Below are 22,206 nucleotides of genomic sequence, written 5' to 3' on the forward strand. Positions count from 1 at the left end.
TACCATCGAACTGCCAGAAGGTGTTGAGATGGTAATGCCAGGCGACAACATCAAGATGGTTGTGACTCTGATCCACCCAATCGCGATGGACGACGGTCTGCGTTTCGCAATCCGTGAAGGCGGTCGTACCGTTGGCGCGGGCGTGGTTGCTAAAGTTCTCGGTTAATTGCTGATAACATTTGACGCAATGCGCAAAGAAAGGGCATCATTTGATGCCCTTTTTGCACGCTTTCGAACCAGAACCTGGCTCATCAGTGATTTTATTTGTCATAATCATTGCTGAGACAGGCTCTGTAGAGGGCGTAAGTCCGAAACTCATATAGAGCATTTCGGTTAGGTTCGCCTCGCGCTCGCGGGGTGAAAATGTTTGTAGAATTCTTCTGACAGGTTGGTTTATGAGTGCGAATACCGAAGCTCAAGGGAGCGGGCGCGGCCTGGAAGCGATGAAGTGGGTAGTTGTTGCCGTACTGCTGATTGTGGCTATCGTAGGCAATTATCTTTATCGTGACATGATGCTGCCGCTACGCGCGCTGGCAGTGGTTATTCTGATTGCTGCAGCGGGTGGTGTCGCGCTGTTGACGACCAAAGGTAAAGCGACCGTCGCTTTTGCCCGCGAAGCGAGAACCGAAGTCCGTAAGGTCATTTGGCCGACTCGCCAGGAAACTCTGCACACCACGTTAATTGTGGCTGCGGTTACCGCGGTAATGTCACTGATCCTGTGGGGACTGGATGGTATTCTGGTTCGCCTGGTATCCTTTATCACTGGCCTGAGGTTCTGAGATGTCTGAAGCCCCTAAAAAGCGCTGGTACGTCGTTCAGGCGTTTTCCGGTTTTGAAGGCCGCGTAGCAACGTCGCTGCGTGAGCATATCAAATTACATAATATGGAAGAGTTGTTTGGCGAAGTTATGGTTCCAACCGAAGAAGTGGTTGAGATCCGTGGCGGCCAGCGTCGCAAAAGTGAGCGCAAATTCTTCCCGGGTTACGTGCTTGTTCAGATGGTGATGAACGACGCAAGCTGGCACTTAGTGCGCAGCGTACCGCGCGTAATGGGCTTTATCGGCGGCACGTCTGACCGTCCGGCGCCAATCAGCGACAAAGAAGTTGATGCGATTATGAACCGCCTGCAGCAGGTGGGTGATAAGCCGCGTCCGAAAACGCTGTTTGAACCGGGTGAAATGGTTCGTGTTAATGACGGTCCGTTTGCTGACTTTAATGGCGTGGTCGAAGAAGTGGACTACGAGAAGTCCCGCCTGAAAGTTTCTGTTTCTATCTTTGGTCGTGCGACCCCGGTAGAACTGGACTTCGCTCAGGTAGAAAAAGCCTAAGCAGCGATCAAAAAAGCGGCGATCTAATCGTTGCACCAGGCGCGAGATTGGAATACAATTTCGCGCCTTTTGTTTTTATGGGCCTTGCCCGTAAGACGATTTTTATTCACGGGGAGCCTCCTTGAGGCGTTATTACCCAATCAGAGGATTTTAGAATGGCTAAGAAAGTACAAGCCTACGTCAAGCTGCAGGTTGCAGCTGGTATGGCGAACCCAAGTCCACCAGTTGGTCCAGCTCTGGGTCAGCAGGGTGTGAACATCATGGAATTCTGTAAAGCGTTCAACGCAAAAACTGAATCCCTGGAAAAAGGTCTGCCAATCCCAGTTGTTATCACTGTATACGCTGACCGTTCTTTCACTTTCGTTACCAAAACCCCTCCAGCAGCAGTTCTGCTGAAGAAAGCAGCGGGCATCAAGTCTGGTTCCGGTAAGCCGAACAAAGACAAAGTGGGTAAAATTTCCCGCGCTCAGCTGCAGGAAATCGCGCAGACCAAAGCTGCCGACATGACTGGCGCCGACATTGAAGCGATGACTCGCTCCATTGAAGGTACTGCACGTTCCATGGGCCTGGTAGTGGAGGACTAAGAAATGGCTAAACTGACCAAGCGCATGTCCGTGATCCGTGACAAAGTTGATGCGACCAAACAGTACGACATCAACGAAGCTATCGCTCTGCTGAAAGAACTGGCTACCGCTAAGTTCGTTGAAAGCGTTGACGTTGCCGTTAACCTGGGCATCGACGCTCGTAAATCCGATCAGAACGTTCGTGGCGCAACTGTACTGCCACACGGTACTGGCCGTTCCGTTCGCGTAGCTGTATTTGCTCAGGGTGCAAACGCTGAAGCTGCTAAAGCTGCCGGCGCTGAACTGGTAGGTATGGAAGATCTGGCTGATCAGATCAAGAAAGGCGAAATGAACTTTGACGTTGTTATTGCTTCCCCGGATGCAATGCGCGTTGTTGGCCAGCTGGGCCAGGTTCTGGGTCCACGCGGCCTGATGCCAAACCCGAAAGTTGGTACTGTAACTCCTAACGTTGCTGAAGCGGTTAAGAACGCTAAAGCAGGTCAGGTTCGTTATCGTAACGACAAAAACGGCATCATCCACACCACCATCGGTAAAGTGGACTTTGACGCTGACAAACTGAAAGAAAACCTGGAATCTCTGCTGGTTGCGCTGAAAAAAGCAAAACCAACTCAGGCGAAAGGCGTGTACATCAAGAAAGTTAGCATCTCCACCACCATGGGTGCAGGTGTTGCAGTTGACCAGTCTGGTCTGAGCGCTGCTGCAAACTAATACCTTTACGTGGGCGGTGATTTTGTCTACAATCTTCGCCCACGTTTGCTAACTATGGTTAGCAGGTAACCGAATTGTTCGTTGGAGCCTGGCCTATCCAGGCCTCCGTCGAAGACCGCAGGTGTTTCGCAAGAGACTTAATCCCCTGCGTAGACGGTGACAGAACGCTAAGATTATTTTTGGATACTCTGGCTTGTTTCTGCTCACCGTATTAAGACGCTCTTTCCGTTTGGGAGAGTGAAGTGAGTTCCAGGGCATGAGCCCTGGCAAACATCCAGGAGCAAAGCTAATGGCTTTAAATCTTCAAGACAAACAAGCGATTGTTGCTGAAGTCAGCGAAGTAGCCAAAGGCGCGCTGTCTGCAGTAGTTGCGGATTCCCGTGGCGTTACTGTAGATAAAATGACTGAACTGCGTAAAGCAGGTCGTGAAGCTGGCGTTTACATGCGTGTTGTTCGTAACACCCTGCTGCGCCGCGTAGTTGAAGGTACTCAGTTCGAGTGCCTGAAAGACACGTTTGTTGGTCCAACCTTGATTGCATACTCTATGGAACACCCGGGCGCTGCTGCTCGTCTGTTCAAAGAGTTCGCGAAAGCGAATGCAAAATTCGAGGTTAAAGCTGCAGCCTTTGAAGGTGAGTTGATCCCGGCATCGCAAATCGATCGCCTGGCAACCCTGCCGACCTACGAAGAAGCAATTGCACGCCTGATGGCAACCATGAAAGAAGCTTCGGCTGGCAAACTGGTTCGCACTCTGGCTGCTGTTCGCGATGCAAAAGAAGCTGCTTAATCGCAGTTATCTTTATAAAGCATTTGCTTACGTATAAACTTATTCTGATTTTCAGGAACAATTTAAATGTCTATCACTAAAGATCAAATCATTGAAGCAGTATCCGCTATGTCCGTAATGGACGTTGTAGAACTGATTTCTGCAATGGAAGAAAAATTCGGTGTTTCCGCTGCTGCTGCTGTAGCTGTAGCTGCTGGCCCGGCTGAAGCTGCTGAAGAAAAAACTGAATTCGACGTAATTCTGAAAGCTGCTGGCGCTAACAAAGTTGCTGTTATCAAAGCAGTACGTGGCGCAACTGGCCTGGGTCTGAAAGAAGCTAAAGACCTGGTAGAATCTGCTCCAGCTGCGCTGAAAGAAGGCGTGAGCAAAGACGACGCAGAAGCACTGAAAAAATCTCTGGAAGAAGCTGGCGCTGAAGTTGAAGTTAAATAAGCCAACCCTTCCGGTTGCAGCCTGAGCAATTAGGCTGATGGCTGGTGACTTTTTAGTCACCAGCCTTTTTGCGCTGTAAGGCGCCAGTAGCATTTCACACTGTTTGACTGCTGGTTTGCCTGACAATGCTTGTTTCTATCGACGACTTAATATATTGCGACAGAGTGCTCGCTCTGTGTAAATCGCGACGAAATGATTTAAGCGTGATAGCAACAGGTATTGCGGAAAGTATTCAATTTTCCGGTCCACAAAATGGTGTTGCACAAACTGTCCCTCCGTCGGACAGATGGGTCGACTTGTCAGCGAGCTGAGGAACCCTATGGTTTACTCCTATACCGAGAAAAAACGTATTCGTAAGGATTTTGGTAAACGTCCACAAGTTCTGGACATTCCATATCTCCTTTCTATCCAGCTTGACTCGTTCCAGAAGTTTATCGAGCAAGATCCTGAAGGGCAGTACGGTCTGGAAGCCGCCTTCCGTTCCGTGTTCCCGATTCAGAGCTACAGCGGTAATTCCGAGCTGCAGTACGTCAGCTATCGCCTTGGCGAACCGGTGTTTGACGTTCAGGAATGTCAGATCCGTGGCGTGACCTACTCTGCACCGCTGCGCGTAAAACTGCGTCTGGTGATCTACGAGCGCGAAGCGCCGGAAGGCACCGTAAAAGACATTAAAGAACAAGAAGTCTACATGGGTGAAATTCCACTCATGACAGACAACGGTACTTTCGTTATCAACGGTACTGAGCGTGTTATCGTTTCCCAGCTGCACCGTAGCCCGGGCGTCTTCTTCGACAGCGATAAAGGTAAAACACACTCTTCCGGTAAAGTACTGTATAACGCGCGCATCATCCCTTACCGTGGTTCCTGGCTGGACTTCGAGTTCGATCCTAAAGACAACCTGTTTGTCCGTATCGACCGTCGTCGTAAACTGCCTGCGACCATCATTCTGCGTGCGCTGCAATACACCACTGAACAGATCCTGGACCTGTTCTTTGAGAAAGTGGTCTTTGAAATTCGCGACAACAAGCTGCAAATGGAGCTGGTGCCTGAGCGTCTGCGTGGTGATACCGCATCGTTCGACATCGAAGCCGACGGCAAAGTGTACGTGGAAAAAGGCCGCCGCATCACCGCGCGCCATATCCGTCAGCTGGAAAAAGATGAAATCAAACACATCGAAGTACCGGTTGAATACATCGCTGGCAAAGTCGCGGCAAAAGATTACGTTGACGAATCGACTGGCGAGCTGATCTGCCCGGCGAACATGGAGCTGAGCCTGGATCTGCTGGCGAAGCTGAGCCAGTCTGGTCACAAGCGTATCGAAACGCTGTTCACCAACGATCTGGACCACGGTCCGTACATCTCTGAGACAGTACGTGTCGACCCAACTAACGATCGTCTGAGCGCGCTGGTAGAAATCTACCGCATGATGCGCCCGGGTGAGCCACCGACTCGCGAAGCGGCTGAAAGCCTGTTCGAGAACCTGTTCTTCTCCGAAGACCGCTACGATCTGTCCGCGGTTGGTCGTATGAAGTTCAACCGTTCTCTGCTGCGTGACACGATCGAAGGTTCCGGTATCCTGAGCAAAGAAGACATCATCGAAGTGATGAAGAAGCTCATCGATATCCGTAACGGTAAAGGCGAAGTGGATGATATCGACCACCTCGGCAACCGTCGTATCCGTTCCGTAGGCGAAATGGCAGAAAACCAGTTCCGTGTTGGCCTGGTACGTGTTGAGCGTGCGGTTAAAGAGCGTCTGTCTCTGGGCGATCTGGATACCCTGATGCCTCAGGATATGATCAACGCTAAGCCAATCTCTGCAGCAGTGAAAGAGTTCTTCGGTTCCAGCCAGCTGTCTCAGTTTATGGACCAGAACAACCCGCTGTCTGAGATTACGCACAAGCGTCGTATCTCTGCACTCGGCCCAGGCGGTCTGACCCGTGAACGTGCAGGCTTCGAAGTTCGAGACGTACACCCGACTCACTATGGTCGCGTATGTCCAATCGAAACGCCTGAAGGTCCAAACATCGGTCTGATCAACTCCCTGTCCGTGTACGCACAGACTAACGAATACGGTTTCCTCGAGACCCCGTATCGTAAAGTGACTGACGGTGTTGTAACCGACGAAATTCATTACCTGTCTGCTATCGAAGAAGGCAACTACGTTATTGCTCAGGCGAACTCCAACCTGGATGACGAAGGCCACTTTGTAGAAGATCTGGTTACCTGTCGTAGCAAAGGCGAATCCAGCCTGTTCAGCCGTGACCAGGTTGACTACATGGACGTTTCCACCCAGCAGGTGGTATCCGTCGGTGCGTCCCTGATCCCGTTCCTGGAACACGATGACGCCAACCGTGCATTGATGGGTGCGAACATGCAGCGTCAGGCCGTTCCAACTCTGCGTGCTGATAAGCCGCTGGTTGGTACCGGTATGGAACGTGCTGTTGCCGTTGACTCCGGTGTAACTGCGGTTGCTAAACGTGGCGGTCTGGTTCAGTACGTGGATGCCTCCCGTATCGTTATCAAAGTTAACGAAGACGAGATGTACCCGGGCGAAGCAGGTATCGACATCTATAACCTGACGAAGTACACCCGTTCTAACCAGAACACCTGCATCAACCAGATGCCATGTGTCTCTCTGGGTGAGCCGGTTGAGCGCGGCGACGTGCTGGCAGACGGTCCGTCCACCGACCTCGGTGAACTGGCGCTCGGTCAGAACATGCGCGTAGCGTTCATGCCGTGGAACGGTTACAACTTCGAAGACTCCATCCTCGTTTCCGAGCGTGTGGTTCAGGAAGATCGTTTCACCACGATTCACATTCAGGAACTGGCATGTGTGTCCCGTGACACCAAGCTGGGGCCGGAAGAGATCACTGCCGACATCCCGAACGTGGGTGAAGCAGCGCTCTCCAAACTGGATGAATCCGGTATCGTTTACATCGGTGCGGAAGTGACCGGCGGCGATATTCTGGTAGGTAAAGTGACGCCGAAAGGTGAAACCCAGCTGACGCCAGAAGAGAAACTGCTGCGTGCAATCTTCGGTGAGAAAGCGTCTGACGTTAAAGACTCTTCTCTGCGCGTACCAAACGGTGTTTCCGGTACGGTTATTGACGTTCAGGTCTTCACCCGTGACGGCGTTGAGAAAGATAAACGTGCGCTGGAAATCGAAGAGATGCAGCTCAAACAGGCTAAGAAAGACCTGTCTGAAGAACTGCAGATCCTCGAAGCGGGTCTGTTCAGCCGTATCTATGCGGTGCTGGTTGCCGGTGGTGTTGAAGCTGAGAAGCTCGACAAGCTGCCACGCGATCGCTGGCTGGAACTGGGCCTGACCGACGAAGAGAAACAGAATCAGCTGGAACAGCTGGCTGAGCAGTACGACGAGCTGAAACACGAGTTCGAGAAAAAACTCGAAGCGAAGCGCCGTAAAATCACTCAGGGCGACGATCTGGCACCGGGCGTGCTGAAGATTGTTAAGGTTTATCTGGCCGTTAAACGTCAGATCCAGCCTGGTGATAAAATGGCAGGTCGTCACGGTAACAAGGGTGTTATCTCTAAGATCAACCCGATCGAAGATATGCCGCACGATGCTAACGGTACGCCGGTAGATATCGTACTGAACCCGCTTGGCGTACCGTCTCGTATGAACATTGGTCAGATCCTCGAAACTCACCTGGGTATGGCTGCGAAAGGTATCGGCGAGAAAATCAACGCCATGCTGAAGCAGCAGGAAGAAGTCGCGAAACTGCGCGAATTCATCCAGCGTGCGTACGATCTGGGCACTGACGTTCGCCAGAAAGTTGACCTGAACACCTTCAGCGATGAAGAAGTGCTGCGTCTGGCTGAAAACCTGCGTAAGGGTATGCCAATCGCGACGCCGGTCTTCGATGGTGCGAAAGAGTCTGAAATCAAGGAACTGTTACAGCTGGGTGGCCTGCCGACTTCCGGTCAGATCACACTGTTCGACGGTCGTACTGGCGAGCAGTTTGAGCGTCCGGTAACCGTTGGCTACATGTACATGCTGAAACTGAACCACCTGGTTGACGACAAGATGCACGCGCGTTCTACCGGTTCTTACAGCCTGGTTACTCAGCAGCCGCTGGGTGGTAAGGCGCAGTTCGGTGGTCAGCGCTTCGGTGAGATGGAAGTGTGGGCGCTTGAAGCATACGGCGCAGCATACACCCTGCAGGAAATGCTTACCGTTAAGTCTGATGACGTAAACGGTCGTACTAAGATGTATAAAAACATCGTGGACGGCAACCATCAGATGGAACCAGGCATGCCAGAGTCCTTCAACGTACTGTTGAAAGAGATTCGTTCGCTGGGTATCAACATCGAACTGGAAGACGAGTAATTCTCGCTCAAACAGGTCACTGGTGTCGGGTTAACCCCCGACACCAGATTGTGCTAACTCCGACGGGAGCAAATCCGTGAAAGATTTATTAAAGTTTCTGAAAGCGCAGACTAAAACCGAAGAGTTTGATGCGATCAAAATTGCTCTGGCTTCGCCAGACATGATCCGTTCATGGTCTTTCGGTGAAGTTAAAAAGCCGGAAACCATCAACTACCGTACGTTCAAACCAGAGCGTGACGGCCTTTTCTGCGCCCGTATCTTTGGGCCAGTAAAAGATTACGAGTGCCTGTGCGGTAAGTACAAGCGCCTGAAACACCGTGGTGTGATCTGTGAGAAGTGCGGCGTTGAAGTGACCCAGACCAAAGTACGCCGTGAGCGTATGGGCCACATCGAGCTGGCGTCTCCAACTGCGCACATCTGGTTCCTGAAATCTCTGCCGTCCCGTATCGGTTTGCTGCTGGATATGCCGCTGCGCGATATCGAACGTGTTCTGTACTTCGAATCTTATGTTGTGATCGAAGGCGGGATGACGAACCTGGAACGTAACCAGATTCTGACCGAAGAACAGTATCTGGACGCGCTGGAAGAGTTCGGTGACGAATTCGACGCGAAGATGGGTGCGGAAGCTATCCAGGCCCTGCTGAAGAGCATGGATCTGGAGCAAGAGTGCGAGCAGCTGCGTGAAGAGCTGAACGAAACCAACTCCGAAACCAAGCGTAAAAAGCTGACCAAGCGTATCAAGCTGCTGGAAGCGTTCGTTCAGTCTGGTAACAAACCAGAGTGGATGATCCTGACCGTTCTGCCGGTTCTGCCGCCAGATCTGCGTCCGCTGGTTCCGCTGGATGGTGGTCGTTTCGCAACGTCAGATCTGAACGATCTGTATCGTCGCGTTATCAACCGTAATAACCGTCTGAAACGTCTGCTGGATCTGGCTGCGCCGGACATCATCGTACGCAACGAAAAACGTATGCTGCAGGAAGCGGTCGACGCCCTGCTGGATAACGGTCGTCGCGGTCGTGCGATCACCGGTTCTAACAAGCGTCCTCTGAAATCTTTGGCCGACATGATCAAAGGTAAGCAGGGTCGTTTCCGTCAGAACCTGCTCGGTAAGCGTGTTGACTACTCCGGTCGTTCTGTAATCACCGTAGGTCCATACCTGCGTCTGCATCAGTGCGGTCTGCCGAAGAAAATGGCGCTGGAGCTGTTCAAACCGTTCATCTACGGCAAGCTGGAGCTGCGTGGCCTGGCCACCACCATCAAAGCCGCTAAGAAAATGGTTGAGCGCGAAGAAGCTGTCGTTTGGGATATCCTGGACGAAGTTATCCGCGAACACCCGGTCCTGCTGAACCGTGCACCAACTCTGCACCGTCTGGGTATCCAGGCCTTTGAGCCAGTACTGATCGAAGGTAAAGCTATTCAGCTGCACCCGCTGGTTTGTGCGGCTTATAACGCCGACTTCGATGGTGACCAGATGGCTGTTCACGTACCGCTGACGCTGGAAGCCCAGCTGGAAGCGCGTGCGCTGATGATGTCTACCAACAACATCCTGTCTCCAGCGAACGGTGAGCCAATCATCGTTCCTTCTCAGGACGTTGTACTGGGTCTGTACTACATGACCCGTGACTGTGTTAACGCTAAAGGCGAAGGCATGGTGCTGACTGGCCCGAAAGAAGCTGAGCGTATTTACCGCGCTGGCCTGGCCTCTCTGCATGCGCGCGTTAAAGTGCGTATCACTGAATACGAAAAAGATGCTAACGGCGAATTCGTTGCGACCACCAGCCTGAAAGACACGACCGTGGGTCGTGCGATTCTGTGGATGATCGTACCGAAAGGTCTGCCTTTCTCCATCGTCAACCAGGCGCTGGGCAAGAAAGCAATCTCCAAAATGCTGAACACCTGTTACCGTATTCTGGGCCTGAAACCGACCGTTATCTTCGCTGACCAGACGATGTACACCGGCTTTGCTTATGCAGCGCGTTCAGGTGCATCTGTTGGTATCGATGACATGGTGATCCCAGAGAAGAAATACGAGATCATCAGCGAAGCAGAAGCTGAAGTTGCCGAAATCCAGGAGCAGTTCCAGTCTGGTCTGGTAACCGCAGGCGAACGCTATAACAAAGTTATCGATATCTGGGCTGCGGCGAACGATCGTGTATCCAAGGCGATGATGGACAACCTGCAGACCGAAACCGTGATTAACCGTGACGGCGTCGAAGAGCAGCAGGTCTCCTTCAACAGCATCTACATGATGGCCGACTCCGGTGCGCGTGGTTCTGCGGCACAGATTCGTCAGCTGGCAGGTATGCGTGGTCTGATGGCGAAGCCAGATGGCTCCATCATCGAAACGCCAATCACCGCGAACTTCCGTGAAGGTCTGAACGTACTCCAGTACTTCATCTCCACGCACGGTGCGCGTAAAGGTCTGGCGGATACCGCACTGAAAACCGCGAACTCCGGTTATCTGACGCGTCGTCTGGTTGACGTTGCGCAGGACCTGGTTGTTACCGAAGACGATTGTGGCACCCTCGAAGGTATCACCATGACCCCGGTTATCGAGGGTGGTGATGTTAAAGAGCCACTGCGCGATCGCGTACTGGGTCGTGTTACCGCGGAAGACATTCTGAAGCCGGGTACCGCAGACATTCTGGTTCCACGCAACACGCTGCTGCACGAGCACTGGTGTGACCTGCTGGAAGCGAACTCTGTCGACTCCGTGAAAGTGCGTTCCGTTGTATCCTGTGACACCGACTTTGGTGTATGTGCACACTGCTATGGTCGTGACCTGGCGCGTGGCCACATCATCAACAAAGGTGAAGCAATCGGTGTTATCGCGGCACAGTCCATCGGTGAGCCGGGTACACAGCTGACGATGCGTACGTTCCACATTGGTGGTGCGGCATCTCGTGCGGCTGCTGAATCCAGCATCCAGGTGAAAAACAAAGGTAGCATCAAGCTCAGCAACGCGAAGTCTGTTGTTAACTCTTCAGGCAAGCTGGTTGTCACCTCACGTAACACCGAGCTGAAGCTGATCGACGAATTCGGTCGTACCAAAGAGAGCTATAAAGTACCTTACGGTGCTGTTATGGCTAAAGGTGATGGCGAGCAGGTTGCTGGCGGCGAAACCGTAGCAAACTGGGATCCACACACCATGCCGGTTATCACCGAAGTGGCTGGTTTCATCCGCTTCACCGACATGATCGACGGCCAGACCATTACGCGTCAGACCGACGAACTGACCGGTCTCTCCTCGCTGGTTGTTCTGGATTCTGCAGAACGTACCGCAGGCGGTAAAGATCTGCGTCCAGCACTGAAAATCGTTGATGCCAACGGTAACGATGTTCTGATCCCGGGCACGGATATGCCGGCTCAGTACTTCCTGCCAGGTAAAGCGATCGTTCAGCTGGAAGATGGCGTACAGATCAGCTCTGGTGACACCCTGGCGCGTATTCCTCAGGAATCCGGCGGTACCAAGGACATCACCGGTGGTCTGCCACGCGTTGCGGACCTGTTCGAAGCACGTCGTCCGAAAGAGCCGGCAATCCTGGCGGAAATCAGCGGTATTATCTCCTTCGGTAAAGAGACCAAAGGTAAACGCCGCCTGGTGATCACGCCGCTGGATGGCAGCGAACCGTACGAAGAGATGATTCCGAAATGGCGTCAGCTCAACGTGTTTGAAGGTGAACGTGTAGAACGTGGTGACGTGGTTTCCGATGGTCCAGAAGCACCGCACGACATTCTGCGTCTTCGTGGCGTACACGCGGTAACGCGTTATATCACCAACGAAGTACAGGACGTTTACCGTCTGCAGGGCGTTAAGATCAACGATAAGCACATCGAAGTTATCGTTCGTCAGATGCTGCGTAAAGCCACCATCGTGAACGCGGGCAGCTCCGAGTTCCTCGAAGGTGAGCAGGTTGAATACTCTCGCGTTAAGATTGCAAACCGCGATCTGGAAGCGAACGGCAAAAACAGTGCGACCTTCGCACGTGACCTGCTGGGTATCACCAAAGCGTCTCTGGCAACCGAGTCCTTCATCTCCGCGGCATCGTTCCAGGAGACCACTCGTGTGCTTACCGAAGCAGCCGTTGCGGGCAAACGCGACGAACTGCGCGGTCTGAAAGAGAACGTTATCGTGGGTCGTCTGATCCCGGCTGGTACCGGTTATGCGTACCACCAGGATCGTATGCGCCGTCGCGCAGCGGGCGAACTGCCAGCTGCACCACAGGTGACTGCAGAAGATGCTTCTGCAAGCCTGGCAGAGCTGCTGAACGCAGGTCTGGGCGGTTCCGACAACGAGTAATCGTGCCTTCAGCTAATAAAAAACCCGCTTCGGCGGGTTTTTTTTATATCTGGGAGGGGTTATTTGACTAATGGAATGCGCCGATAAAGTTCGATCATATCGCCCGCCAGATCCTGAATAACCATCGCGTTCATCAGATGATCCTGGGAGTGAACGGTAATCAGGTTGACCGGCAGTTTGCCTGTTCCTTCATCCAGCCCAATAAGCTGGGTCTGAATAACGTGAGCATGTTTCACGTATTCGCGTGACTCTTCCATTGCCTTTTCAGCATCGTCAAAATCGCCTTTACGCGCCATTTGCAATGCCGTTAAAGCCGCACTGCGCGCCGCGCCCGCATTAACCAGCAGTTCCATGATCGTGGTTTCTAAATCTTCCATGATTACTCCAGTAGTTTCAGCGCTTTTTCCAGCACGACATCACCTTTCATCATGCCGTAATCCATCATGTCGATCACCGCGACTTTTTTACCCAGCGGCTCGGCCTGGGCCTGCAGTTTTGCTTGCTCGTATTTAACCTGTGGCCCCAGTAATACGATGTCAGCGGTAGCGATCTCATCTTTAAACTCAGCAACCGGCACGGCTTTAATGCTTACTTCGACCCCTTTTTTCTGCGCGGCGTCTTTCATGCGCTGAACCAGCATGCTGGTCGACATTCCCGCTGCACAGCATAAAACGATGTTCTTCATAGTCAGCCTCGATCTACATGTGTTTATTGATAATTATCCCGTGCCGTCTGCTTCAACAACCGCTTTACCGCGATTGTGTGTCTGGCATCACAAAGAAACGGGCAATTTTCTGAAACCGGTTACAAATTTTACAAAGGAGGGCAAATGCCCGTTAAAACGGGCATCTTATGAGGATAGTGGTCAGACGGAAGGTGTGCGAATGATGCGGTTTTTACCCGACTGTTTGGCTTTGTAGAGTGCTTCATCCACGCTGCCCACAAACTGTGCCTGCGGCTCCTGGTGCCACTCGCCCAGCCCGGCGCTAAAGGTCACGCTGAGTCCCTCTTCACGCCAGTTGCGTTCGGCAACCCGTACGCGCCAGTTTTCCAGCAAGGTGTTCGCGGCATCATTCTGTTGCGCCGGGAAGAGTACGGCAAACTCTTCACCACCGTAGCGATAAACCGACACGCCATGGGGCTGCATTACCTGAATACCTTCCCGGGCCACATTACGTAGCACGATATCGCCGGTGAGATGCCCCCAGGTATCGTTAATAGTTTTGAAATTATCAATATCAATTAACGCCATGGAGAACGGATGGTGATCGTTAATCAGGGCGGCGATATCGGTATCGAAGGCGCGTCGATTTTTGCAACCGGTCAGCGCATCGATGGTGGCTTGTCGCACCCAGGAGAGCTCCCTCTCCTTATTACTTTCTATGGCTTTGCTCAGCATTGCCTCCAGGCGCGGGGCCTGCTTCACGTCACCGGTTTTAATGGCGTTGATGATATTCATCAGCACGCTTCGCGAGGCATGACGCAGGTACAGGCCAAAAAGCAAAATGGTAATAGCCGCAAGGGCAAGCCCCCAGGCCACAATGTTGGTTTCATGACGGATCAGGGCATCGAGCGCCGCACTGGAGACCCGATAAATAACGAACCAGTCGGGATTCGTAAACGAGTAGTAATAATACCAGGCGTGAGTGGATTCATCGTAAATATGTCCCTCGCCGCTGGTCATCTGATCCATTAGCTTTTCGCTAACGTAGGATTTGAAGAGCACACCGGTGTCCGGATGCAGGATCACTTTCCCGTCTCGTTCCACGACAAAAAACTCCCCCTGCACCGGAGAGACCATCTGGCGCAGGGTAAAGCCCATGGATGCCAGGTCGAGGTGGAAGGCGAGCGTACCTTTCAGCCTGCCTTCCGGCGAGATCACCGGTTTGAAGAGGGTGACTGTGGGATGATGGGTGAAGAAGTCTTTATACGGGCGGGTATAGCGGCTAAAGGTGCTGGATTCAGCCTGTGCCATAAACCACGGGCGGGTGCGGGCATCGAAGGTCTCGCTCGTTTTATCAGCAATGATGGCCGGAGCTCGCAAATGGTGGCCCTGGACATCGGCCAGGGAGATGGACGAGACACTGGGCATCAGATTTTGCAAATGCATCAGCAGTTGCAAACCCTGCGTCGGATCGCCGGTGACCATCTTCTCAAGTTGCTCATTACGCGAGAAAAACGTAGCCGCTCGCCCCAGGATGTAATCATTTTCTCGCAGGATAGATTCCGTGTAATTCACCGCCAGGTTATGGGTGAAGTTACGGTTAATCTGATGATAGTCGTCCAGAAAATCTTTACGCTGAGTCCCTATAATAAACACCGCGATCAGCACAAAACTGAGCAGGATGCCCGCAAAGCTCACCATAATGGGAGTTGTAAAAGAAAGCTTTCTGTTTTGAAGCGCCATCAGTAATAAATCATTCCAGAATAAATAAAATGTAGAAACCCTGGCGTTATGGTTTCGCCCGGCCTGTGGTTGATAAGTATACTGCCGTTAATTAAAACGAGGATGATTTGGCTTAAGACCTGGCTTATTAATTCAAATTTATTTGAAGATTTCAGCGTGTGCCGTGAATGACTAAGAGAAGGCAGGGCGAAAGAGGAAGAAAGTATTCGCCCTGGTCAATAAGGATTATTGACGCAGTTAAGATAAAAAAACGGACCTTTGTGAACAACGGCCCGTTGTGAGGATGTCGAGCAGTCTCGACACCCTTTCATACTTTTACAGTGCGTTTCAGCGAGATTGCGAAGCGCGCCCCAGCCAGCTATCCCAATCCTTCCAGACCGGCTGCAATCCTTGCCCTGACAGGGCCGCCGCCACCTCTTCCGGACGGCGCCCATCGTGCGGCGCGAATTGCTCCAGCTCCGGATGATCGTCAGCGTATCCGCCTGGCTGGGTTTTTGAAAAGGCGCTCACGTTGTTAATGGCCAGCGGGACGACGCGATCGCGAAATGCCGGCGATTCACGCGTAGAGAGTGACAGCTCAACGTCAGGCGCCAGCAGGCGAAAGGCGCAGATGGTCTGCACCAGCTGGCGTTCATCCATAATGGAGGTGGGCTGGATCCCCCCGGCACAGGGGCGCAGGCGCGGAAAGGAGATGGAGTAGCGGCTTTGCCAGTAATGCTGTTGTAGCCACAGCAGATGCTCCGCCACCATATAACAGTCCACTCGCCAGCTGTCGGAAAGACCTGTGAGCGATCCCAGGCCAATCTTGTCGATTCCGGCGCGACCAAGGCGATCCGGAGTCTCCAGCCGCCAGAAGAAGTCCTGTTTTTTCCCTTTCAGATGGTGTTGGGCATAGACCTTCTCGTGGTACGTCTCCTGATAAACCAGCACCCCGTCCAGGCCGAGAGTTTTAAGCTCTGCGTACTCCTCCTGAGAGAGCGGCTGGATCTCCATCTGTAAGGAGGAGAACTGGCGGCGAATGTCCGGAAAATGGCGGCGAAAATAGTCCATGCCCACCTTCGATTGATGTTCGCCCGTTACCAGCAGTAGATGTTCAAACCCCATCTCACGAATCGCGGCGCATTCCCGGGCAATCTCCTGCGCATCCAGTGTTTTGCGCTTGATTCGGTTACTCATTGAAAAACCGCAATAAGTGCAGTCGTTGGCACACAAGTTCGAGAGATAGAGGGGCACGTAAAAGCTGACCGTATTGCCAAAACGCTGCCGGGTCAGGCGCTGCGCCCGCTGCGCCATGGGTTCCAGATAAGCATCGGCCGCCGGGGAGAGCAAGGCCATCATCTCTTCACGGCCGGGATGACGTGCCGCTAATGCCCGCTGGACGTCGGCAGCGGTTTTGCTGTGAATACGCAGGCGAATATCATCCCAGTCGAGCTGGCGCCAGCGATCGGTAAAGGTCTTCATCACCGCGCCTCCAGAAAGCCGGTGAGCGGGCTGGTGGCCTGCGCCAGCATGCTGCGTGAACCGGGGCCAGACTGACGAGCCAGCAGGCCTGCTTCTACCGCCAGGCGGAAGGCGCGGGCCATCAGCACCGGGTCGTCGGCAACGGCAATCGCCGTATTGACCAGTACCGCATCGGCACCCATCTCCAGCGCCTGGGCGGCATGGCTTGGGACGCCGATGCCGGCATCTACCACCACCGGTACGGTGGCCTGCTCGATGATGATCTCCAGCATCGCGCGGGTCTCCAGCCCCTGGTTCGAGCCAATCGGCGCCCCCAGCGGCATGACTGCCGCACAGCCCGCCACTTCCAGCCGTTTACAGAGCACCGGGTCCGCGCCGCAGTAAGGCAGTACGGTAAATCCTTGTTTTACCAGCATCTCTGCAGCTTTTAGCGTTTCGACAGGATCGGGTAACAACCAGCGGGCATCCGGATGGATCTCCAGCTTGAGCCAGCTTGTGCCCAGCGCTTCACGCGCCAGCTGCGCGGCAAAGACGGCCTCTTCGGCGGTCTTGGCACCGGAGGTATTGGGCAATAGCGTCACCCCGGCCTCCAGCAGCGGGGCGAGGATTGCGTCGCTGTGGTTACGCAGATCCACGCGTTTCATCGCCAGCGTAACGAGCTGGCTGCCGCTTTCGCGGATAGCCTCCACCATCAACTGGGACGAGGCAAATTTTCCGGTTCCGGTAAACAGATGTGATTCAAAGGTTCTATCAGCAATACGTAACATTCAGCCTCCTGCGATGACCTGAAAAAGCAGGATGTGATCGCCTTCGCTCACCTGCTGATGTTCCCACCGCTCGCGCGGCAGGATCTGTTGATTAAGTGCCAGGGCCACGCCCGGCTTAAGCTGACGCAGCTGGTCTAGCAGGGCGGCAACCGTTAACCCCTCTACGCACTGCATCGGCTCATCGTTAAACTGAATGCGCATGTTGCCCTCCACAGACGGTGCAGCCCTTGGCGCGCTGCAAGGCCAACTGCCGCCAGCTGCCGGCTCGCGCATCGAACAGGCGTAGCGCGTTATGTCCGGTGTTGATTCCGCAAAGCAGTTTGATGGCTTCCAGCGCCTGCAGCGTACCCATTACCCCCACGACCGGGCCAAGCACACCCGCCGTGCGGCAGTTGCGTTCAGGCTCGGCATCGTCCGGCCACAGGCAGCGATAACATCCCTGCGCCCAGGGTGGCGTGAGTACCATCATCTGCCCACCAAAGCCGACGGCACTGGCGGTGATTAACGGCGTATCGAGCGACACGCAGGCAGCATTGATTGCCTGGCGGGTGGACATGTTGTCGGTACAGTCGAGCACCACGTCGGCCAGGGCGACGTCATGCTGCAGGCTCTGTCCGCTTAGCCGCGCCTGGCGCGCGATCAATTCGATATTTGGGTTCAACTGATGGAGCCGTTGACGGGTTATCTCTGCCTTGGGCTGGTTGAGATCGTCAGGGGTAAAAAGGATTTGCCGCTGCAGATTGCTGAGATGCACCTCGTCATCATCGGCAAGCACAAGCGTGCCGACCCCGGCTCCCGCCAGGTAAAGGGCCGCTGGCGCACCTAACCCGCCCAGACCGACAATCAGTACCCGGCTGGCAAGCAGCTTTTGCTGCCCATCAATGGCGATATCCTCCAGTAATATCTGGCGGCTATAGCGCATAAAGTCGCGATCATTCATCGCCCACTCCTGCCAGCTTCAGAAGCTGTGCGGTAGCGGCTTGCCAGTCTGCAGCCTGGGTGATGGCGCTTACGACCGCGATACTGCCTACGCCAGTCTCCAGCACCGCCGGGGCGCGCTCGAGGCTAATACCGCCGATGGCTACGGTGGGGTAGTCCCCCAGGCGGGCAATATGGCGAGCCAACTGGGTCAGTCCCTGCGGTGCTGAGGGCATCTGTTTGGTTTGTGTGGGGAAGACGTGGCCCAGTGCGATGTAAGAGGGACGGGCGGCCAGCGCTACGTCGATCTCCATATCATCGTGCGTGGAGACGCCCAGACGCAGCCCTGCGTGGCGAATGGCATTCAGATCGGTGGTTTCCAGATCTTCCTGGCCCAGGTGCACACCATAAGCCTGATGCTTTATCGCCAGCCGCCAGTAGTCATTGATAAACAGGCGGGCATCATAGCGCCGCCCGAGCGCAATGGCGGCCACCACATCGGCCTCTACCTCGTCATCGCGCTTATCTTTAATCCGCAGCTGAAGGGTGCGAACCCCAGCATCCAGCAGGCGCTCAATCCATTCCAGGCTATCGACCACCGGATAAAGCCCTAGCCGGTAGGGCACCGTTGGGAAATCGGGCTGGTACATTATGCCTCCTCTTTTTTGAGGTAGATTTCGCCGCCTTTGGCGCGGAAGGTTTCTGACATGTCTGCCATCCCCACTTCGATGGTCTGCGCGGCAGCGTAGTCACGCACCTCCTGACTGATTTTCATTGAGCAGAATTTCGGGCCACACATGGAGCAGAAGTGCGCCACTTTGCCCGACTCCTGCGGCAGGGTTTCGTCGTGATAAGCGCGGGCGGTGAAAGGGTCGAGCGCGAGGTTGAACTGGTCTTCCCAGCGGAACTCGAAGCGCGCCTTCGACATCGCGTTATCGCGGATCTGCGCGCCCGGATGGCCTTTCGCCAGGTCCGCGGCGTGAGCGGCAATCTTGTAGGTAATCAGCCCCTGTTTCACATCCTCTTTGTTGGGCAGGCCAAGATGTTCTTTCGGCGTGACGTAGCAGAGCATCGCGCAGCCGAACCAGCCAATCATCGCTGCGCCAATGCCCGAGGTGAAGTGGTCGTAACCCGGCGCAATATCGGTGGTCAGCGGCCCTAAGGTATAGAACGGTGCTTCGTGGCAGTGCTCCAGTTCTTCGGTCATGTTGCGGCGGATCATCTGCATCGGCACGTGACCCGGGCCTTCAATCATCACCTGCACGTCATACTCCCAGGCGATTTTGGTCAGTTCGCCCAGAGTGTGCAGCTCGGCGAACTGCGCTTCGTCGTTGGCATCGCGAATGGAGCCAGGGCGCAAACCGTCGCCCAGCGACAGGGAAACATCGTACGCCGCGCAAATTTCGCAGATTTCGCGGAAGTGTTCGTAGAGGAAGTTTTCCTGATGATGGGAGAGGCACCACTTGGCCATGATGGAGCCGCCGCGAGAGACGATGCCGGTGAGGCGTTTGGCGGTCATCGGCACGTAGCGCAGCAGCACGCCAGCGTGAATGGTGAAGTAATCCACGCCCTGTTCGGCCTGCTCCAGCAGGGTATCGCGGAACGCTTCCCAGGTAAGGTCTTCGGCAATGCCGTTCACCTTTTCCAGCGCCTGATAAATCGGGACAGTACCAATCGGCACCGGACTGTTACGCAGGATCCACTCGCGGGTTTCGTGAATATAGCGGCCAGTTGAGAGATCCATCACCGTATCTGCACCCCAGCGCGTAGACCAGACCAGTTTCTCTACCTCTTCTTCGATGGAAGAGGTGACCGCAGAGTTACCGATGTTGGCATTAACCTTCACCAGGAAGTTGCGGCCGATAATCATCGGCTCAGATTCCGGATGGTTAATGTTGGCCGGGATAATCGCCCGGCCCGCCGCCACTTCGTCACGCACGAATTCGGGAGTGATATTCTCCGGCAGATGCGCACCAAAACCTTCGCCCGGATGCTGGTGGCGCAGGACTTCACTGCGAATGCGCTCACGACCCATGTTTTCGCGAATGGCGATGAATTCCATCTCTGGTGTGACGATGCCCTGGCGCGCATAGTGCAGCTGGGTGACACATTTGCCTGGCCTGGCTCGTTTTGGCGTCAGCAGGCCAGTGAAGCGCAGTTCATCCAGACCGTCGTCGGCCAGACGCTCGTTGGTGTAATGTGAACTGCGAACAGTCAGCGCTTCGCTGTCGTTACGCGCCTCAATCCATGGCTGGCGCAGCTTTGCCAGTCCCTTCTGTACGTCGATGGCAATATCGGTATCGCCGTACGGGCCGGAGGTGTCATACACCGGTACGGCCTCGTTTTCCTCGAACTGCGGATTTTCTTTGCTGCCACCAATAAGCGTTGGGCTAAGCTGAATTTCACGCATCGGGACGCGAAGATCGGCTTGCGAGCCGGTGATGTAAATACGCTTAGAGTTCGGAAACGCGGTGCCTTCCAGCGTGTCGATGAAGTGTTGTGCTTGTGCGCGTTGTTCGCGGCGGGTCAGTTTAGTTGCAGACATAGCTCATTCCAAAAGTGAAGGACATGGCTTGTCAGACGACGGATGAAGCAAGAGAGACGATCGCCCGGGGGCGATGCGACAGCAGATTGACTCTTGTTCCCTTCGCAGGTATTAGCCTGATCAGGTTCCGCGGATCCCGAATTAACGGTCTCAGCCCGGCTTTCGCTCTGGGCACTCCGACAAGAAAAAGCTCCTGCAGTGCAGAAGCGGTGTAGATAAATTACGCGCTAACGGCTAATAACTCAAGCAGGCCGGGCGATGTGATCTTCGTTGCTGGCGGTCAGATCGTTATCCAGCGCCAGTGCGATCAGCTTATCCTCTAGCGTGAAGCGCTCTTCCAGTGCTTCACCCAGGTCGGACAGCGCCTGCTGAAACTCAAGATAGTTATCATGATCGATAGCGTTCTCAAGCGTGGAGTCGTAGTAATCCATTATCTGCTGGGTGTTAGCTTCCAGCTGCGGATAAATTTTGGTGGCGGCTAATACCGGGGTATCGCCTTCCATTTCACCGATAATACGTTCATAAATATTAAAATGACCGTCGGACAGGTAATCCACCAGGCTTTGACAAAAATCATCGAGTGCCTTCTCGTTCAGGCGCATAAACGACTCTTTGCCAGGCTTAATGCCAACCAGATTGTAGTAGGCAACAAGAAGATGCTTGCGCACGTGTAGCCAGCGATCGACCAGGTTATTACTACCTCCAACGCGCTCTGTCAGGCTTTCTAGCTGGTTTAGCATGTTTGACTCCGCAAGGTTAAGATTAAAAGCTGCCCACCCAAAAATGTAATGATAATGTTACCAACATGCCTGTGAAGCGAAGGTAGTGCAATAGATATGGATCGTATTATTGAAAAATTAGATCGCGGCTGGTGGATCGTCAGCCATGAACAAAAATTATGGTTGCCTGCCGGGGAATTACCACACGGTGAGGCAGGAAATTTCGATCTTGTGGGGCAACACGCACTGCAGATCGGCGAATGGCAGGGCGATCCTGTGTGGTTGATCCAACAACATCGCCGTCAGGATATGGGATCGGTTCGTCAGGTGATTGATCAGGATGTCGGCCTGTTTCAACTGGCGGGACGCGGTGTGCAACTGGCGGAATTTTATCGTTCACATAAGTTCTGTGGCTACTGTGGGCATACCATGCAGCCGAGCAAAACCGAGTGGGCAATGCTCTGTAGCCACTGCCGCGAGCGCTACTATCCACAGATTGCGCCGTGCATTATTGTCGCTATCCGGCGGGAAGACAGCATCCTGCTGGCGCAGCATACCCGTCACCGTAACGGAATACATACCGTGCTTGCCGGGTTCGTTGAAGTGGGCGAAACCCTGGAGCAGGCGGTGGCGCGTGAAGTGATGGAGGAGAGCGGGATCACGGTTAAAAATCTTCGCTATGTCACCTCGCAGCCGTGGCCATTCCCCATGTCATTGATGACCGCGTTCATGGCTGACTATGACGACGGTGAGATCGTGATTGACCCGAAAGAGCTGCTGAACGCCAGCTGGTATCGCTATGACGATCTGCCCTTGTTACCCCCAGCGGGAACGGTGGCGCGTCGGCTGATAGAAGATACCGTGGCAATGTGTCGGGCCGAGTATGAATGACGTGATACACTGA

The 22,206-nt window shown here is 54.0% G+C and carries 19 protein-coding genes, 1 pseudogene and 1 riboswitch; of the genes and pseudogenes, 10 read left to right on the forward strand and 10 right to left on the reverse strand.

Annotated elements, in window-relative coordinates:
- From tuf to rpoC, 9 genes and pseudogenes are all read left to right on the forward strand, one after another.
- Positions 1–166: pseudogene (gene tuf, locus B3511_RS01390) on the forward strand (elongation factor Tu); the annotation flags it as partial.
- 229 nt (positions 167–395) lie between these two features.
- The gene (gene secE / locus B3511_RS01395; protein WP_003862342.1) at positions 396–779 is read left to right on the forward strand and encodes a preprotein translocase subunit SecE; all 384 of its coding nucleotides are present in this window, start codon (positions 396–398) and stop codon (positions 777–779) included.
- Position 780: 1 nt separating this feature from the next.
- Entirely contained in the window at positions 781–1,326 is a 546-nt protein-coding gene (nusG, locus tag B3511_RS01400; RefSeq protein WP_003862341.1) for a transcription termination/antitermination protein NusG, read from the forward strand.
- Between the two features lie 155 nt (positions 1,327–1,481).
- Positions 1,482–1,910 carry a 50S ribosomal protein L11 gene (rplK, locus tag B3511_RS01405; protein WP_008503452.1) on the forward strand — a complete coding sequence of 143 codons (429 nt, stop codon included), beginning with the start codon at positions 1,482–1,484 and terminating at the stop codon, positions 1,908–1,910.
- A 3-nt stretch (positions 1,911–1,913) separates the two neighbouring features.
- Positions 1,914–2,618, forward strand: a complete 705-nt coding sequence (rplA, locus tag B3511_RS01410) for a 50S ribosomal protein L1 (RefSeq protein WP_040077680.1) — start codon at positions 1,914–1,916, stop codon at positions 2,616–2,618.
- Between the two features lie 289 nt (positions 2,619–2,907).
- Positions 2,908–3,405 carry a 50S ribosomal protein L10 gene (gene rplJ / locus B3511_RS01415; protein ID WP_001207203.1) on the forward strand — a complete coding sequence of 166 codons (498 nt, stop codon included), beginning with the start codon at positions 2,908–2,910 and terminating at the stop codon, positions 3,403–3,405.
- Positions 3,406–3,471: 66 nt separating this feature from the next.
- Positions 3,472–3,837: a 50S ribosomal protein L7/L12 gene (rplL, locus tag B3511_RS01420; protein ID WP_000028882.1), complete on the forward strand. Its 366-nt coding sequence runs from the start codon at positions 3,472–3,474 to the stop codon at positions 3,835–3,837.
- A gap of 319 nt (positions 3,838–4,156) precedes the next feature.
- Entirely contained in the window at positions 4,157–8,185 is a 4,029-nt protein-coding gene (gene rpoB, locus B3511_RS01425; RefSeq protein ID WP_040077679.1) for a DNA-directed RNA polymerase subunit beta, read from the forward strand.
- Between the two features lie 76 nt (positions 8,186–8,261).
- Positions 8,262–12,485: a DNA-directed RNA polymerase subunit beta' gene (gene rpoC, locus B3511_RS01430; protein WP_040077678.1), complete on the forward strand. Its 4,224-nt coding sequence runs from the start codon at positions 8,262–8,264 to the stop codon at positions 12,483–12,485.
- Between the two features lie 59 nt (positions 12,486–12,544).
- Here rpoC and B3511_RS01435 read toward each other — a convergent pair whose 3' ends face one another.
- The 10 genes from B3511_RS01435 to B3511_RS01480 form a co-directional block, all read right to left on the reverse strand.
- Entirely contained in the window at positions 12,545–12,862 is a 318-nt protein-coding gene (locus B3511_RS01435; RefSeq protein ID WP_046887175.1) for a PTS lactose/cellobiose transporter subunit IIA, read from the reverse strand.
- A gap of 2 nt (positions 12,863–12,864) precedes the next feature.
- The gene (locus tag B3511_RS01440) at positions 12,865–13,170 is read right to left on the reverse strand and encodes a PTS sugar transporter subunit IIB (protein WP_035890299.1); all 306 of its coding nucleotides are present in this window, start codon (positions 13,168–13,170) and stop codon (positions 12,865–12,867) included.
- A 180-nt stretch (positions 13,171–13,350) separates the two neighbouring features.
- Positions 13,351–14,892, reverse strand: a complete 1,542-nt coding sequence (locus tag B3511_RS01445; RefSeq protein ID WP_286772187.1) for a sensor domain-containing diguanylate cyclase — start codon at positions 14,890–14,892, stop codon at positions 13,351–13,353.
- A gap of 327 nt (positions 14,893–15,219) precedes the next feature.
- A complete protein-coding gene (thiH, locus tag B3511_RS01450; RefSeq protein ID WP_286772188.1) occupies positions 15,220–16,353 on the reverse strand; it encodes a 2-iminoacetate synthase ThiH in 1,134 nt (377 codons plus the stop codon).
- A complete protein-coding gene (thiG, locus tag B3511_RS01455; RefSeq protein WP_286772189.1) occupies positions 16,353–17,120 on the reverse strand; it encodes a thiazole synthase in 768 nt (255 codons plus the stop codon). Before thiG ends, thiH begins: the two co-directional genes overlap by 1 nt.
- Entirely contained in the window at positions 17,121–17,321 is a 201-nt protein-coding gene (gene thiS, locus B3511_RS01460) for a sulfur carrier protein ThiS (RefSeq protein ID WP_040077671.1), read from the reverse strand.
- A complete protein-coding gene (locus B3511_RS01465; RefSeq protein ID WP_286772190.1) occupies positions 17,305–18,060 on the reverse strand; it encodes a HesA/MoeB/ThiF family protein in 756 nt (251 codons plus the stop codon). The genes thiS and B3511_RS01465 overlap by 17 nt, the downstream gene beginning before the upstream one ends.
- Complete coding sequence (thiE, locus tag B3511_RS01470) at positions 18,053–18,688, reverse strand: thiamine phosphate synthase (RefSeq protein ID WP_040077668.1); 636 nt, start codon at positions 18,686–18,688, stop codon at positions 18,053–18,055. The genes B3511_RS01465 and thiE overlap by 8 nt, the downstream gene beginning before the upstream one ends.
- Complete coding sequence (gene thiC / locus B3511_RS01475) at positions 18,688–20,583, reverse strand: phosphomethylpyrimidine synthase ThiC (RefSeq protein ID WP_207292778.1); 1,896 nt, start codon at positions 20,581–20,583, stop codon at positions 18,688–18,690. The genes thiE and thiC overlap by 1 nt, the downstream gene beginning before the upstream one ends.
- 80 nt (positions 20,584–20,663) lie before the next feature.
- A riboswitch (TPP riboswitch) is annotated at positions 20,664–20,772 on the reverse strand.
- Positions 20,773–20,825: 53 nt separating this feature from the next.
- Entirely contained in the window at positions 20,826–21,323 is a 498-nt protein-coding gene (locus B3511_RS01480) for an Rsd/AlgQ family anti-sigma factor (RefSeq protein ID WP_040077665.1), read from the reverse strand.
- Positions 21,324–21,419: 96 nt separating this feature from the next.
- On the opposite strand from B3511_RS01480, the gene nudC reads away from it, so the two are divergent.
- Entirely contained in the window at positions 21,420–22,193 is a 774-nt protein-coding gene (gene nudC / locus B3511_RS01485) for an NAD(+) diphosphatase (RefSeq protein ID WP_263617146.1), read from the forward strand.
- Positions 22,194–22,206: the final 13 nt, after the last annotated feature.

Source organism: Leclercia sp. UBA1284 (genome assembly GCF_002308415.1).
Taxonomy (GTDB): Bacteria; Pseudomonadota; Gammaproteobacteria; order Enterobacterales; family Enterobacteriaceae; genus Enterobacter; species Enterobacter pneumoniae.